General features: G+C 59.0%; 11 protein-coding genes. All 11 read right to left on the bottom strand.

Annotation, left to right across the window (positions count from 1 at the left end; translation table 11 throughout):
* Positions 1–92 precede the first annotated feature (92 nt).
* The 11 genes from M5G26_RS20735 to M5G26_RS20685 all read right to left on the bottom strand — a co-directional run bounded on the left by M5G26_RS20735 (position 93) and on the right by M5G26_RS20685 (position 16,967).
* The gene (locus M5G26_RS20735) at positions 93–3,728 is read right to left on the bottom strand and encodes a transporter substrate-binding domain-containing protein (RefSeq protein ID WP_273916349.1); all 3,636 of its coding nucleotides are present in this window, start codon (positions 3,726–3,728) and stop codon (positions 93–95) included.
* On the bottom strand, positions 3,729–4,355 hold the full coding sequence (locus M5G26_RS20730) for a response regulator transcription factor (protein WP_093431991.1): 627 nt from the start codon (positions 4,353–4,355) through the stop codon (positions 3,729–3,731).
* A 150-nt stretch (positions 4,356–4,505) separates the two neighbouring features.
* Positions 4,506–5,693 (bottom strand): EAL domain-containing response regulator, encoded by a 1,188-nt coding sequence (locus tag M5G26_RS20725; protein WP_273916348.1) that lies wholly within the window; start codon positions 5,691–5,693, stop codon positions 4,506–4,508.
* A 115-nt stretch (positions 5,694–5,808) separates the two neighbouring features.
* Entirely contained in the window at positions 5,809–6,831 is a 1,023-nt protein-coding gene (locus M5G26_RS20720; protein WP_273916347.1) for a fimbrial protein, read from the bottom strand.
* Positions 6,828–7,562, bottom strand: coding sequence for a fimbrial biogenesis chaperone (locus M5G26_RS20715; protein ID WP_273916346.1), 735 nt, complete (start codon positions 7,560–7,562; stop codon positions 6,828–6,830). Before M5G26_RS20715 ends, M5G26_RS20720 begins: the two co-directional genes overlap by 4 nt.
* A gap of 29 nt (positions 7,563–7,591) precedes the next feature.
* Positions 7,592–9,973, bottom strand: a complete 2,382-nt coding sequence (locus M5G26_RS20710) for a fimbria/pilus outer membrane usher protein (RefSeq protein WP_245398032.1) — start codon at positions 9,971–9,973, stop codon at positions 7,592–7,594.
* A 147-nt stretch (positions 9,974–10,120) separates the two neighbouring features.
* Complete coding sequence (locus M5G26_RS20705) at positions 10,121–10,654, bottom strand: fimbrial protein (RefSeq protein ID WP_095047684.1); 534 nt, start codon at positions 10,652–10,654, stop codon at positions 10,121–10,123.
* 314 nt (positions 10,655–10,968) lie between these two features.
* Complete coding sequence (locus M5G26_RS20700; protein WP_007913384.1) at positions 10,969–11,685, bottom strand: MgtC/SapB family protein; 717 nt, start codon at positions 11,683–11,685, stop codon at positions 10,969–10,971.
* Positions 11,686–11,820: 135 nt separating this feature from the next.
* Positions 11,821–14,520 (bottom strand): magnesium-translocating P-type ATPase, encoded by a 2,700-nt coding sequence (gene mgtA / locus M5G26_RS20695; protein WP_273916345.1) that lies wholly within the window; start codon positions 14,518–14,520, stop codon positions 11,821–11,823.
* Between the two features lie 495 nt (positions 14,521–15,015).
* Positions 15,016–16,350, bottom strand: coding sequence for a lysine N(6)-hydroxylase/L-ornithine N(5)-oxygenase family protein (locus tag M5G26_RS20690; RefSeq protein ID WP_102900922.1), 1,335 nt, complete (start codon positions 16,348–16,350; stop codon positions 15,016–15,018).
* A 134-nt stretch (positions 16,351–16,484) separates the two neighbouring features.
* Positions 16,485–16,967 (bottom strand): sigma-70 family RNA polymerase sigma factor, encoded by a 483-nt coding sequence (locus M5G26_RS20685; RefSeq protein ID WP_134174365.1) that lies wholly within the window; start codon positions 16,965–16,967, stop codon positions 16,485–16,487.
* Positions 16,968–16,976: the final 9 nt, after the last annotated feature.

Below are 16,976 nucleotides of genomic sequence, written 5' to 3'. Positions count from 1 at the left end.
TGTATGCCGAGACCACCGCACGTTAGCGACAGAGAGCCAGTGACGAATGTAGGAAAATTCGCAAGAACAACAGGGAAAATGGAAATAGATTGCTACGCCAGACGCTCATCCAGTTGTGCCGCCAAACGCTCCATCGATTGCTGCAAGGCATCCACCGCTTCGGTCAGAACCTGCGTGTCGAGACCTTCGCTGGCAACTTCCAGCGCTTCACAAGCCTGGATCAGTGAGTGCGCCTTGATAATGCGTGCGCCGCCCTTGACCCGGTGGGCCAGGTTAGCGAGCCCGGGCATGTCGTGCTGGGTAAACAGGCGCATCAGTTTGGCCATGTCCTGCGCATTGCTCGTGGCCAGATCGCTCAACAGACTGTTGATCGACGCGCGGTCGCCACGGGTCAATTGTTCGAGGCTGCCCAGATCGATGTCACCGATCCCGACATCGCCGGGCTCGTCTTCAGTCGGTGAACGAGGCCGTGGAACGACTGCGGCCAGACGCAGATTCAGATCCCTGAGGCTGATCGGTTTGAACAGGCAATCGTCCATGCCGGCCTCGGCGCAACGATCCTTCTCCTCGGCCAGCGCATTGGCGGTAAACCCCAACACCAGGCTGCGCGCCAATCCTCGCGTCGCCTCTTCATCGCGGATCGCCCGGGCCAGTTCGTAACCATTCATGATCGGCATGTTGCAGTCGGTGATGACCACGTCGAACGTCTGGTTGCGCCAGGCACGCAGGCCATGAGCACCATCCTCGGCATCCGTCACCCGGTGGCCCAGATAACTCAACTGTTGCGACAGCAGCAGACGGTTGGCCGGGTAATCGTCGATCACCAGAATATTCAGACAGTGACTGGCCTGCAGTGCTTCGTTTTCCTCGACCGGCGCGGCGTCCAGAGGATCGAGTGTCGGCAGATTCAACCGCACCTCGATCTGTGTACCCTGCCCCAACTCGCTGGTCAGCGTGAGGCTGCCGCCCATCATTTCGCACAAGGTGCGACTGATCATCAGCCCCAGCCCGGAGCCGCCCTGGGCCGACTGACCATGGTTGGCAGCCTGGGAAAACGGCGTGAACAATTGCGCCTGATCCACAAGCGAGATGCCGCGGCCACTGTCGGTTACGCGCAAGCAAAGGCGCAGTCGATCATCACTGCCGGTCTCGACCTGCACGCTCAATACCACCTTGCCCACATCGGTGAACTTGATCGCATTGCTCAACAGGTTCGACAGCACTTGCTTGAAACGCAGCGGATCGATCAACACGTCGACGTTGCTCAGGGCGTCCAGATCCAGTTGCAGACGCAACTGTTTCTGGCGCGCCAGGCCTTCAAAAATGCGCGCAACCGATTCAATCAGTTCACGCAGATTGGCGCGTTCCGGCGCCAGCGACAGGCGCCCGGACTCGATCCGTGCAATATCGAGAATGTCGCCAATCAGGTCCAGCAAGCCCCGCGCTGCGCCCGAGGCCACTTCAACGGCAAAGCGATCCAGCACACCTTGATCGGCCTTTTTCAGCGCTAGTTCGAGCATGCCGATGATGGCGTTCATCGGCGTCCGAATTTCATGGCTCATGGTTGCCAGGAACGTGGTTTTGGCGCGGTTGGCGTCATCGGCAACATCTTTGGCGATTTGCAGTTCCTGCAACAGATGCTGACGCTCGCTGACATCGATCCAGCCAGCGATCATGCCGTTGACGGCACCGTCGCTGCCACGATACGGCAGCATCCAGTGGTAGATGGTCAGCGCGCGGCCGTCCGCCAGATTCAGACTGCGGTCCTGGATGCTCGGCAAGCCGTCCTCCATCACCCGTAGATAATCATCCTGAAACGTCTGTGCCTGCTGCATATCGCTGAGCACGCCGTCCGTGACCAACTTGCCGATGACCGCTTCGCGCTCGGTACCAAAAACTTGCAGATAACCGCTGTTGCAGATCACCAGGCGACCTTCGCGATCGCGCACGTAGATCGGATGCGGCGTGCCGTCGATCAGCACGCGCATGAACTCCATCTGATCGTTCAGCGCGATTTCCGCCTGACGGCGCTTGCGCATCAACAGACGCAGATAGGCGATCCAGCCCAGCGCCACCAACAGCAACACGCCGGCGATCACGAAGCCCTGGATGATCATGCCGCGATTGCGCAGCCAATAACTGTCATTCACCACCACTTCGCTGCGCCAGCGGTTGGTCAGCTCATCCATTTCCTCCGGGCTGATGCTCAACAGGGCCTTGTCGAGAATCGAGTACAGCTCCAGCGCACCGCGACGGGTGGCCAGTGCGATGCGTGCAGGTTGGGTGCCGACGGTACTGGTGACCTGCAATTTGTCGCGGTACTGACGCGAGATCGTGTAGCGGGCACTGACCAGTGAGTTGATCGCGCCGTCGACCTCTCCCAGCGCGACCATCTCCATGGCTTCGGCAGCATTGTCCGCCGGCACCAACTGCACATTGGGGTATTGCTCGACGAGGTATTCACGCAAGACATTGCCGCGAATCAGCGCCAGACGTTTGCCGGCCAGTTGATCGAGCGTCTGCGGCTCGTCGCCACGGCGCATGACCAACACGAACGGATTGATCAGGTACGGCCGGGTAAAGCGCAGTTCGCCTTCGCGCTCAGTACTCGGGGTGAAAGCGGCGAGCATGTCGGCCTTGCCGCTGGTCACCTCGCCGATCAGGTCGCCCACCGAATCTACGCGCTGCATATCGAATTGCAGACCCGTGCGCAGGCTGATCTTGGCCAGCACGTCAGCGCTGATGCCGCGAAAGTTTCCGGCCTGATCGACAAAGGTCAACGGCAGAAAGTTTTCGTTGATCGCGACTTTGATACGCGGATGGTGATCCAGCCAACGCTGTTCGTTCACGCTGAAATGCAGCCGATGCTGGCCGGGAATTGCCACCCCGCCGACACTCCAGCGGCGCCGGATGCTCATACGCTCTTCCGCAGGAATGACCTTCAACGCCGCATCGAGAATGTGCAACAACCGGGTGTTTTCCCGGGTCACGGCAAAACTGAAGGGCTGGGTTTCCATGCGCGAAAAATCGCTGAGCTGAACGTTGTTGAGGTAGTTCTTCTTGACCAGGTAATTGGAGCTGAGCAGGTCGCCCAGATAGACGTCAGCCTGACCGAACGCCACGGCACCGATCGCCGTCAGTGTCGAGGGATACAGTTGCACGTCGGCTTTTGGGTAAAACGCCTTGACCGTTTCCGGTGGCAGGTAGTGATAGAGCATCGCCACCCGTTTGCCCGCCAGGTCTTCCGGCAGGTTGTGACTCTCATCGATGCGCGTCACCAGGGTCGGGTTATCGTCAGCGTAAGGCGAAGAGATTGCCAGTTCGGGGTCCGCCGCCTCAAAACCGTTGGCGGTGCCGATCATATCGATCTGGCCGTGCTTCAGCGCCGTCAGCAGATCGCCGCGCGAGGCGTAGCGCCGGACCTCGACCGTGACGTGCAGCAATTGTTCGATCAGTTGTGCGTAATCGGCCGTCAGGCCTTCGTAATCATTGCCGTTGCCGGTGATCGCAAAAGGCGCGTAATCAGGGCTGCTGTCGCCGAGCAAAAGACGCCCCTTACGGCGCAACCAGCTCCAGTCCGGCTCATCGAGTGGCACGGCATACTCGCCGACATCCGAGCGACCGAGCAATTGCAATGTATCGGGCTGCGTCGCGGCCATGGCCTGCAGCAACGACATTGAGCCGAACAGTGCCAGACCGGCCAGGCAATTTCTGACGAAAATAATCATCTAGAGCAGGTTGTTACGCTTGGCAAAATCGGCGAGGTACACCACCGACTTGACGTTGAGTTTCTCAATCAGCCGCGTCTTGTAAGTGCTGACGGTTTTGTTGCTTAACAGCATGGCTTCGCCGATTTCCTTGTTGCTCAAACCCTTGGCCAGTTGCTGCAGGATCGTCAACTCGCGATCAGACAGACTTTGAATCAGTTCCAGATCGGTGGCCTGCGCATCGCTGCGGCGCACCGAGCTACTGGCCAGATTGGGGAAGAAGGTATAGCCGTCCATCACCACCTTGATGGCTTTGACCAACTCGTCGAGGTCGTTGGTTTTCGACATGTATCCGGCTGCGCCAGCCTTCATGCAGCGCATGGAATAGAACTGTGCCGACTGCGACGTCAGCACCAGGACCTTGCAAGACAGGTTCAGCGCGCGGATACGCGAGATCACCTCCAGGCCGTCGAGCTTGGGCATGGCGATGTCCAGAATTATCAGGTCGGGGGTATGTTCGCGGGCCAGCTGCACAGCATCGGCGCCATTGTCCGCTTCCGCGACGACTTCGAAATGTTCCTGTTTCAACAGCATCTTGACCGCAGAGCGAATGAACGGGTGATCGTCCACGATGATCGCTTTCAACATAAAAACCCCTGTAAGACGTTGATCAACTACTTGGCAACGCCACAAATAACAATGGGACAGCAGTCCAGATGCTCCACGTGCAGAACATACACGAGCACCACAGAATTGTAGGAAAATTCTTGGAAAACACCGCACAGCACCGCACAACGATCAGCGCTCGCCCTCTGGCTTCTCCAGCCATTGCAGCAAGTCATGTCCGCTCATGGGACGGGCCAGGTAATAACCCTGACCCATTTCGCACTCCAGCTCGCGCACATGCTCAAGCACCTTTGGGCTGCTGATGCCTTCGATCACCAGATCCATTCCTAACGAACGAGCCAGCACCCTCGTACTGGCGACCATCGCCCGGTTGCGTTGACGGTCGAGGTGCTGGACAAAACGGCCATCGAGTTTTATCTGGGTGAACGGTAACTGGCACATCAGCTTCAACGAGGAAAACCCGACACCGAAGTCGTCGACCGCTAATCCGCAGCCGAGCAGGCGCAAACGCAACAAGTTCTCCTGCGTGCCGGGCGGGCAATCGAGCAAACCGTTCTCCGCCAATTCGAGCATCAGAACCGATCCGTTGAACCCGTGCCGCTCCAGCGCCCGTTTGATGTGTTCCACCAGAGCACTATGGGTCAGTTGCGAGGCATGCAGATTGAACGCCAACTGCAAGGCCACACCACGATGACGCAAAATGCCCAGCAGGTTCAGGCCCTGTTCGAGCAACTGTTTGAACATCTGGTCGGTCAAGTCATACGCCAGCACGGCGGAGAGAAAGTCGCAAGGCAACAGCGTCCCGCGCGCGGGATGCTGCCAACGCACCAGCGCTTCCACGCCGATCACCGCACCGCTGTGTAATTGAAACTGCGGCTGAAACCACGCCCGAAACTCACCCAGCGCCAGCCCGCGGCGCACTTCATCTTCGTGGGGCAACTCTTTGCTCGGTGGCGCCAGCACCGGCGGGATCCGCCCGTGTTTATAGCGATACAACAGGCGGTTCAACGCACGCAGCTGCACCGGCCGGCTCAGCACTCCGAGCAATTGCAGACCGCCCAGCGAGGCCATTTGCCCCAAGGTACGCGCCAGCTCCGGGGGGAGTTCACTGCACAGCAATACCGCGCGCACCATACCGCTGTGGCTGGCAACACGGAGGAATTCCAGGCAATCGAGGCCCCGGTCAGTGAGGTCGCAGATCACGATATCGACCCCGCCCTGCAGGTGCATCTGCACCATGGCCTGCTCGGCATCCGATGCTTGCAGCACGTCACGCACGCTCAGGCGTTGCAACATCCTGACCAGCACGTTGCGGGCAAACTCATGATTTTCCAGCACCAGAATACGTGGGGAGGTCATCTTCCTTTAATCACTCAATTGACCCGGGAGACGGGATAGTGGCCTGCGCCAGCAGGGTTGAACGCAGGACTTATCCTGCACCCATGTAGGAAATTTCCCAGAGGCTAATGCGTCATCAGTAGTAAACGATCTCCACCACCATGATCGCTTCGAACGGTCCGACCTCGGGATTGCCCAGCGACACCACCGACGCGCTGAACGGCACATCGATATGGCTGACGTCCGCCGGGAAATTCGCCAAAGGGAAAGGCTCGTTGATCTGCACCAGATTGTTGTGGGCATCGCGCACCTGGATGCCGAACTGACTATCGGCGGATGGCAAGATGTTGTAGAGGCCCTGTTGATTGCTGGTCACGAACGTCGCACCGATGTTGATCGCGCTGCTGCACTTTTTCTCCAGGGCCAGGCTGAAGGGGCGGGTCGGATTGGGCGGGGAAAAACCGGTGGTGGTTTTCTGGATCACGCCAAAGTCGACAATGCCCGGCTCCGGCGTCACCGTGACGTCGACCGTGCACGCGGTGCCGACAATGTTCTGCAACCCGGAGAGTTGAAAACGGAAGTTGCCCGCCGGGTTGCTCGGCCCGCCATTCAAGCCATAGAGACCGTCGAACTGGAACACGTCGTAGGTGTCTTGCGAGGGACGCTGCAAGGGCAACAATCCGCGTTTGCGGATTACCACCTGAAACGCAATGCTGGGCGTCACCCGTGAACACGCGAGCATGTCAGCGCCGCTGGTCGCGTCCGGGCAACCACGGGATACGAATCCGCTGTTCACGCCCTGGGTCGGGTTGGCACTCCAGTCGCCGTCCCAGGCTGTCACGCCGCGATACACCAGACCGAACTCGATGCCCCACGGGGTGGCATTGAGTCCTGCCGGGTTGCCATAGAAGTAGATCGGGTCGTCTTCCCTGAAGTGCAGATCGAAGAGTTTCCAGCAGTCGGCCGGCACCACATGGGTTTTCGAGCGCCAGATGATCGTGCCGTCCGGCACGGTGTCCGGCACCGACACCGGACCAATGTATTCGTTCAGGTAACTGCCGCCGTCCAGTGACTTGCAGACCATCGCCGAAGCCAACTGTGACACCGCCATCAGCACCGCGACTGCGGCCAGTCGAGTCAGTGCAGCGAACAGGTTCACGGTTTCACGCCTTTGCAGACGTTCGCCACGCAGTTGAACAGCGTGTCGGACTGGCCACCAAAGTCATTCATGTTCGACACCCGCAAGGTGCTGAACGCGGTGTTGCTCAGGGCAAACCGCGCATTGCCGTGTGGCGCGATCATCACCGTATCGATCGGCATTCTGGTTTTTTCCGGGCCGGCCAGCAGCCCGACCACAGTGATGTGAAACGCTGTCGGGTTATCGACAATCAGCTGTTTCGCTGCCGTGTCGATTTTCAGGTTCAGGCCCAACGCAAGGTCTTCACCACGCTCACGCTTCACCGCTGCCGGGCGATAGAACAATTTGATCTTCGACTGCAAGGCGATCTGCATCGAGTTGACCGCTTGGCTCTTCGGCGGAATCTCGCGAATGTTCAGATAGAACACCGACTCACGATCAGCCGGCAGCGCCAGTTCGGGCAGTTTCACGATACGCAGCACACTGCTTTCATTCGGTTCGATACGCTGCAGCGGTGGCAGGACCATGAATGGCGACGTGACCTTCTGACCACTCTCGTTCTCGATCCACGACTGCACAATGAACGGTAATTGCGGGTTCTTGTTGCTGACCGTGACACTCACGGACGGCGCACTTTCCTCAAACACCAGCCGGGTGCGATCCGGCACCACAGCGGCGCTGGCCAACAGCGGCAGACTAAGGCCCGCGGCCAGAAACAGACGGTGAGCAGTAAACAAGGCAAAACGAGACATGATGACTCCGGGTTCATTGGAAGACGCGATTACAGACACTGGGCAGGCTTGGCGATATTGCTCACCACGTCCTCCTCAGGGAGTTTGGCCAGACTGCATTGGCCAGCGTCATCCCAACGCGCTACCAGTTCAGCCCCGACCTTGATGCCCAACAGATAAGTGACGCCCGCCTCGCCGACGATGCCCACCTCCCGGTTGGTGTTCTTGTCCTGCACCGATGCGCCGAAAGGCACCGGTTTACCGTCGTTGCGGGTCAATACGACAAATGCGTTGCGGCCCTGCCCCGTGGCGAAATTGACGTAGCCGATGGCCCCCTCGGTCAGCGCCAGACGCTGGATCGGGTTGGAGACTTCGGTGTTGAGCGGCAGTTTTTCGACGTTGACCCGCGCTTCGTAAGCCTGAAACGAGGGCAAGCCATCCATCACCGCATAGCCGTCCCGGTTGGTGCGGGTCTGCCCGGTGAAGGCCACGTCCGGTACGCCATCGGTGGACACCAGCAGGCGCGTATCGCCATTGGTGCCATTGCCATGGGCCGAGACCCCATAACGGGTGGCGACCAGTGAGCTGTCGAGTTCGCCGGTCAGCGAGCGATAGGTGCTGCCATCGGTGGAGGCCGACGCGTTGGCGCGGTAACTCGAAGCGCGTTTACCGACATAGGCGTTGACGTAGCGGTTGTCGCCAACGCCGCCATACACCTGATAGTTCACGCCTTCGCCGTCGTCATGGCTGTAGCCGACACTGGCGGACGAATCGCCGGAGCCCGAGCGCTGCAGGTTACTGGAGGCCATCGAATTGCCCCCCAGTGGCACCGTCACACCGAGGTAGATCTGCGAGTCATTCTGCCGACTGTTTTGCGTCTGGTAAGCCGACAGGTTTGCGGTGATGTTCTTGACGTTGCCAAGGGAAAAACTGCGCGCCACGGTCATGCCGAAACGATCGGCTGCCGGCGCGTCCCAATAAGTCGAATGGTCGTAGGAAAAACTCGTCGATAACCAGGAAAAATGCTTGGCCAGGGTCACCGAATAACGTTGCTTGCCCGAGTTCATCGCATAGGAATCAGCATCGCCGACAAACTGCGAAAAGTTGGTGAAGGTCTTGTCGGAAAAGCGATAACCCAGAAACCGCAGGTCGGTGCCAATGGCGTCAAAACGCTTGGAATAGTTGATTCTGTAAGAGTTGCCGGCCACGGTTTCGCCGTTCCAGCGCAGCTTCGCCCGAGACGTGGTGACATCACCAGACACTGCGCCGAATACGCCAAGGTCCTTGCCGATACCGATGGCATTCGACTGATAACCCGAGGCAGCCAGCACGCCACCGTAGATCGTCCAGTCCCTTGGCAGACCATAGGCCGCTTCCGAGGCGACAAACTCAGGCTCTGTGCCGCCGTTACCGGTCAGGCGCGGCTGGCCGGCGGAAACCTTGTAACGCAACTCGCCTTCACGGGACAGAAACGGAACTGCGGCGGTGGCTACGGTAAACGTTTGTTCGCTGCCATCCTCTTCGCGCACGGTCACATCCAGTGTGCCTTGCACGCTGCTGTTGAGATCCTGAAGGCTGAACGCACCCGGTGTCACCGTGGTCGAGTACAACACACGACCCTGCTGGGATACGGTGACGGTCGCGTTGGTACGCGCCACGCCACTGATCAGCGGCGCATAACCGCGCAGGTTCGGCGGCAACATGCGGTCATCGCTGCTCAGGGTCGCTCCGCGCAGGGCAAAGGTGTCGAACACATCGGAGTTCAGATAGTCCTCACCGACCGACAGCTTCGAACGTATCGATGGCAACGCGCGATAGGCGTACAAGCGGTTCAACTGGAACGCTTCGCCGTGGGGATCATTATTCTGGCTGCCTGACTCTTGCCGCGCCTGATAATCGGCGCGGATGCGCCAGGCATCGAGGTTGACCCCGGCCGTGCCATAGCTTTGCAATGAACGCGAATCGCCGGACGGCGTATTGGTTTCGCGGCTGTTGGCGATCACTCGGTAATCAAGCAACGCGCCGTTGAGCCCGTCGCTCCAGGCGGCAGGCGGAATGTAGTTGGGATCGTCATACTCGAACGAGGCCTGCGGCAGGCTGATCGACAGACGTCCAAGGTTTTTCATGTACTTGATCGAGGCATTTTCAATGCCACGCAAATCCACACATTGCCCCTCCGCCAGACGCGGCAGGCTTTTGAGCAACGCAGGCTTGAGACCAAAGGTCGCCACCAGGTCTTCGGGCAGACAGGCGTAACTTTCTTGCGGGTTGGCGCCGCTCTTGAACTCGATCGAACGTGAACCGAAATAACGCTGATTGACGGTGATATCCAGCAAGTAACGACCGGGCACAGTGTATTGGGCGTGGGCAAACTGTCCGAGACTGATATCGTCGTTTTTATCGATATTCAGGAACTCCGAATTAAACTCCACAGCGTTTGAATAACGCGCACAGGAGATCAACACGCAAGACACGAAAAGTTTTCGGCCGTACACGGGAAATAGCCTTTATCAGAACTTTGACGGAAAAGAAAAAAGGGGTTTTCACCCCTTTCTCTTACAACGTGCGATACCGAGGTATCAGTTGTAGGCCACGGTGAAGTTCGCAACGCTGTCTGCTTCACCGGTGGTGACGGTCGCAGCGGTGGCTTCATACATGGCGGCGAAGGTCACGGTGTTGTTGCCGTTTTGCAGCACAACCGGAGCGACCTGCTCGGTGCCGTTATCGAGCATTTCGCCAGCGCTGGCCTGCAGACGGATGCCGACGTTCTGCGCCAGACCGGTAGTGGCGAACAGGCCCGGAACCGCTGGATCCTGCACACCGCTGAAGGTGAAGCGGGCGTTCTTCTGGGTGGTGGTGTCGCAGTCGGTCAGGATGATGTCGAACTTGGTCGGCGTCGAACGATCACCGATCGCCTTGAACTGGTTCGATGGCACCTGACCCAGGGAAACGGTCTGGTCCAGAGAGCTGGCGTCGATACCGCAGGCGCCGGATACGATTTCACCAATGAAACGTACGGTGCCAGGGTTGCCGGAAGCCGGCGTCGCAGCATTGGCGAAAGAAGCGAGACCCATGACAACGGTAGCGGCGGTAACAGCGACGATCTTTTTCATTTTTTACATCTCTTGGGATAGTTGTTTATTCGGCCCAGCGGCCTGGCTCTCCCAATTACTCATCAGCGACAACAGGCTTGCTCGCTGTAGCGAACAACCTTCATCACGGAATCTGCAACGAATGGTTCCCCCCCCTCTTTCCGGCCATTCCCTGCCGAACTTTCCAGGTATTCATTGCACTTCCGTAATAACGCATCGAGTCATCAGGACGCCGGGCATCTCTGCTCCGGAACAAATAGTGATCGAGACCCAAGGGTGAAAATGTAGGTTCTTTCTTGCCGCCTTGTAGGACAATTCTCAGCAACCGAAAACGATCATTCCGTGGTACTCGGACTCCAGAACGCCTGCACCACCAGCGCTGACGTCGAAATCCGCGCCACCAGCGCGTCGAGTTCATCGCCATCGACCGACGTTGTCGCCAATGTCGCTTCGATCTCGATTTCATCGGCACCGAACGCATGCACATCAACATCGCTGGCCGGGTAGTTGCTGCGCTCCAGTTCGGCTTCGAGCAAAGCGAACACGGCGGTTTGCTGGGAGCGTCGGGCGATGACGTAGACGATGTTGGTGACTTCCGCCGAGACCACGTCCAGCGGCTGGCGGTTGATGTTGTTGACGATCGGCCGCAGCAAGGTGTTGGCGGCCAGAATGAACAGTGTGCCGAGCACGGCTTCGGCGAGCAGGTCGGCACCCGCGCAGGCACCGACCGCTGCGGAGGTCCACAGGGTCGCGGCGGTATTGAGACCGCGCACGTTGCCCTCTTCGCGCATGATCACCCCGGCGCCGAGAAAGCCGATGCCGGAGACCACGTAAGCAACCACGCGCACCGCACCTTCGGCGCCGGCGAGACGGTTGGCCATGTCGACGAAAATCGCTGCGCCGACGGCGACCAGCACGTTGGTGCGCAGGCCGGCGGTGCGTTGCCGGTACTGACGTTCGAAACCGATCAGGCCACCGAGGATGAAGGCGGCACTGAGGCTGACGAGGGTGTCGAGCAGCGAATCGAGGTTGAGGTTGTTGATGGCTTGCATAGTAATTTCCCTGAATACACACAAATCCCCCTGTAGGAGCTGCCGCAGGCTGCGATCTTTTGATTTTGTTTTTAAAAGACAAGATCAAAAGATCGCAGCCTGCGGCAGCTCCTACAGGGGAGAGCAATCCTGCGGTTATTGCCAGCCGAACCGGCGGATGTAGAAGCCTTTCACTGCCTGGGTCAGCGCCATGTACGCCAGCAGAATCACCGGCAGGAACACGAAGTACAGCGACGGCAGCGCCTGCAATTTGAAGTAGTGCGCCAGCGGCCCCATCGGCAGGAAGATGCCGACCGCCATGATGATCCCGGTCATGACCAGCAGCGGCATAGCTGCACGGCTTTGCAGGAACGGAATCTTCGGCGTGCGGATCATGTGCACGATCAGCGTCTGGGTCAGCAACCCGACCACGAACCAGCCGGACTGGAACAGGGTCTGGTGATCCGGGGTGTTGGCATCGAATACGTACCACATCAAGGCGAACGTGGTGATGTCAAAGATCGAACTGATCGGGCCGAAGAACAGCATGAAGCGCCCGACGTCACCGGGCTGCCAGCGTTGTGGTTTTTTCAGCATGTCCTCATCGACGTTATCGAATGGAATCGCAATCTGCGAAATGTCGTAGAGCAGGTTCTGCACCAGCAGATGCATCGGCAGCATCGGCAGGAACGGAATGAACGCACTGGCGACCAGCACCGAGAACACGTTGCCGAAGTTGGAACTGGCGGTCATCTTGATGTACTTGAGCATGTTGGCGAAGGTGCGCCGCCCTTCGAGCACGCCCTCCTCCAGCACCATCAGGCTCTTTTCCAGCAGGATGATGTCGGCCGCTTCCTTGGCGATGTCCACCGCGCTGTCCACGGAAATGCCGATGTCGGCGGTACGCAGCGCTGGCGCATCGTTGATGCCGTCGCCCATGAAGCCGACCACATGGCCGTTGCCTTTGAGGATGCGCACGATGCGCTCCTTGTGCGACGGCGTTAGCTTGGCGAAGACATTGGTGGTTTCCACGGCCACGGCCAGTTCAGCATCGCTCATACGCTCGACGTCATTGCCCAGCAGCAAGCCTTGTTGCGCGAGGCCGACTTCGCGGCAGATTTTCGCCGTCACCAGTTCGTTGTCGCCGGTCAGCACTTTTACCGCCACGCCGTGTTCGGCCAAGGCTTTGAGCGCCGGCGCAGTGCTTTCCTTCGGCGGATCGAGGAACGCCACATAGCCGATCAGCGTCAGTTCATTTTCATCAGCCAGGCTGTAAGTGTCGCGACCTTGCGGCATCGAGCGGGCGGCCACCGCCACCACGCGCAAGCCTTCAGCGTTGAATGCTGCGGTGACCTGACGAATCCGGGTCAGCAATTCATCGCTCAAGGCTTCATCGACTTCGCCGTGACGCACGCGGCTGCACACCGCCAAGACTTCTTCCACCGCACCTTTGCAGATCAACTGATGTGGCTGGCCGCGCCCTTCGACCACCACCGACATGCGCCGACGGTTGAAGTCGAACGGGATCTCATCGACCTTGCGAAACGCCGTGCCGACTTTCAGTTCACGGTGGATTTCCACGTGTTCCAGCACCGCCACGTCGAGCAGGTTTTTCAGGCCGGTCTGGTAGTAGCTGTTGAGGTAGGCCATTTCCAGCACATCGTCGGAGTCTTCGCCCCAGACGTCGACATTGCGCGCGAGGAAAATTTTGTCCTGGGTCAGCGTGCCGGTCTTGTCGGTGCACAGCACGTCCATGGCACCGAAGTTCTGGATCGCATCGAGGCGTTTGACGATGACCTTTTTGCGCGACAGAAACACCGCGCCTTTGGCCAGCGTCGAGGTGACAATCATCGGCAGCATTTCCGGGGTCAGGCCGACGGCAATCGACAGCGCGAACAGAAGTGCTTCAGTCCAGTCGCCCTTGGTGAAGCCGTTGATGAACAGCACCAGCGGCGCCATGACGAACATGAAACGGATCAACAGCCAGCTGACTTTGTTGACGCCTTGCTGGAACGAAGTGACCGCGCGATCAGTGGCGCCGACACGCTGGGCCAACGCACCGAAATAAGTGCTGTTGCCGGTGGTGAGGATCACTGCCACCGCAGTTCCCGACACCACGTTAGTGCCCATGAACAGGATGTTGTCCAGCTCCAGTGGATTGCGCGTATCGCGATCCTGCTGGTGTGGAAACTTCTCCACCGGCATCGATTCACCAGTCATCGCTGCCTGGCTGACGAACAGATCCTTGGCGCTGAGTACGCGGCAATCGGCAGGAATCATGTCACCGGCCGAGAGCACAATCAGATCGCCCGGCACCAGTTGCTTGATCGGCAATTCGCTGCGCGGCGCGTCACGGCGCATCACCGTGGCGGTGTTGCTGACCATGGCTTTCAGCGCATCGGCGGCCTGGTTGGATTTGCTTTCCTGCCAGAAACGCAGCAGCGTCGACAGCACCACCATGGAGAAAATCACCACGGCGGCCTTGAGGTCTTCGGTCAGCCACGAGATCACCGCCAACAGGGTCAGCAGCAGGTTGAACGGGTTTTTGTAGCAGTGCCACAGGTGCGTCCACCATGGCAGCGGCTGCTCGTGTTCGACTTCGTTGAGGCCGTATTGCGCACGCAGCGCATCGACTTCGAAATCGGTGAGGCCATCGGAATGCGTGCCGAGTGACGACAGCAACACACCGCTGTCGCACTGCGCGGCATCGACCAGGGTGTTAGCCAAAGTCGGCGGGACTTCACGGCTGACCGTGGTGTCGTTGATCGACTCCAGCAGCGCCAGGCGACGGAAGTGCCGGGCGATGTGGCGGGTCCGCAGAAAACCTGCGAAAAATTCCTTGAGCGTAAGTTTCATGGCTGTTGCCCCTATGGTCAGCCGGGAAACCGTCAAGCAGGTACGGCCGCGCCTCGTCCGCCGGAAAAACCGGCACGGCAAGGCCTGGCGCGCCGGTCAGAAAAGACAGGCGTGTCGATAGGGCTGCGATCACAACAATAAAGTCGCAATCACGCTCTGTTCAGCGTCGATGAGAAGGACGTCGAGACATGGCCCAGGACGGGTCATGCACGGGATGCCGCTGCTCGCTTTTACGGCGAGACAACGACAGAGAAAATCTGCGCGTTATCTTGCCGAGAATCTGCCGGTTACCGAGACCGGCCGACAACTGTCACTCGAACAAGTACCCACTGTGGGTCTCCGCTATTGATGAAAACGCGCGAAGCTTACGCCCCGATGATTGGAGAGTAAACCCGCAAAAGGAGGTGAGTCGGGGAATGTGGGGGATGTTCAGGAAGGGTTCAGGATGATCGTTCCCACGCTCTGCGTGGGAATGATCTGGCCTGGAAATCGGCGTTAGCTGGCAGTCGCCAACAACAGATCCGCCATCGAGCGATGCCCACGGTTCTTGCCATGCTCATACAAAGAACCGGCAATCTCGTCCGCGCGAATCGGCAACACCGACAGCAGTGTATCGCTCAGACCATGACTGGCCTGGCAGAACCCCTGCATGTAGAGGCCGGCCTTGCAGCGCTCGTCGGTGATCAGTTTGTAGTTGCGATCGACCTCGAAGTCACCCAGGTACTCTTCCAGCGGCGCCAGCAGTTTGCGGTGCATCTGCCGCTCGTAACCGGTGGCCAGTACCACGGCATCGTAATTGCGCACGGTGACTTCGCCAGTAGCGTTGTTGCGCACGGCCAGTTCGATACCGTTTTCAGTCGCAGTGGCTTTCTCGACGGTGGTCAGGGTACGGAACGCGTGACGGGCGATCCCGGAGACCTTCTGACGATAGAAGATGCCGTAGATGCGTTCGATCAGGTCGATGTCGACCACCGAGTAGTTGGTGTTGTGGTATTCGTTGACCAGACGCTCACGCTCGGCGCTGTTCTGCTGGAACACCAGATCGGTGAACTCCGGCGAGAACACTTCGTTGACGAACGGGCTGTCGTCCGCCGGTTTCAAGGCCGAACCGCGCAGGATCATGTCGACCTGCACCGACGGGAACGAATCGTTCAGATCGATGAACGCTTCTGCCGCGCTCTGCCCGCCACCGATGATCGCGATGCTCATCGGCTGATTGTTCACGCAAGGTTGTTTGGCCATTTGCGACAGGTATTGTGAATGGTGGAACACGCGAGTGTCGCCCTTCAGCGCCTTGAACGCCTCGGGGATTCGCGGGGTGCCGCCGGCGCTGACGACAACCGAACGGGTGGTGCGCACGAATTGCTGGCCATCGGTGCCACGGGAGATGACGCGCAGCGCTTCAACCTGATGGTTGTGCAGCACCGGCTCGATGGTCAGCACTTCTTCGCCATAACGGCTCTGCTCGGTGAACTGCCCGGCGACCCAACGCAGGTAGTCGTTGTATTCCATGCGGCACGGATAGAAGGTGCCGAGGTTGATGAAGTCGACCAGGCGACCGTGGTACTTCAGGTAATTGACGAAGGAATACGGACTGGTCGGATTGCGCAAGGTCACCAGATCCTTGAGGAAGGAAATCTGCAGCTCGCTCTGGGTCGACAGGGTATTGCCGTGCCAGCTGTAGTTGGCCTGCTTGTCGAGGAACAGCACATCCAGCTCGCCGTGGGTCGGCCCGCGCTCTTGCAGAGCGATGGCCAGCGCCAGGTTCGAAGGGCCGAAACCGACGCCGATCAGGTCGTGAACGATGGGCGATGCAATTGCCTGAGTCATTTCCAGTGTCCTCTGGATGAACCCCTCAACAAGGGGCAAGGAGAGCCTAAGTGACCTGACTGGCCTTGAGCAGGACAGCAGATCGTCTGTTGAGTAGGAACGAGGACAGTGAAATAAAATTTACCGCGGACGGCTCAATGGGCATCCCATTGTTTGATGCGCAGACGGCAATGCTTCATGGCATTAACGATGTGCTTTTCCACCAGAGCCTTGGAAATGCCCAGCTGCTGAGCGATTTCCGGGTGCGACAGGCCTTCGATTTTGCGCAGCAGAAAACTTTCGCGGCACAGCGGTGACAACTCGGCCAGCGCCCGCTGAAGCATCTCCAGACGCTGGCCATGATCGAGGGTGCCGTGGGGCGACGGGGTGAAATAGCGCTCTTCATTATCGAGTACGTCGAGTGACTCGACCTGGCGCAAAGCGTTGCGCCGGTGGTCATCGATGACCAGATTGAGCGCGGTGCGGTAAAGAAAGGCCCGGGGTTGCTCGATGGGTGTCTCGCTGGAACGCTCCAGCACCCGCAGATAGGCGTCATGCACCACATCTTCGGCAACCTGACGGTTGCCGAGCTTGGCGTTCAGGAAACACACCAGCTCCCGATAGTAGTTTTCCAACATGACTCCCGG

The sequence above is a fragment of the Pseudomonas sp. TNT2022 ID642 genome, from assembly GCF_028656995.1.
GTDB lineage: Bacteria > Pseudomonadota > Gammaproteobacteria > Pseudomonadales > Pseudomonadaceae > Aquipseudomonas.
Note: the sequence above shows the minus strand (reverse complement) of the source record. Positions and strands in the feature narration are given on the sequence as shown.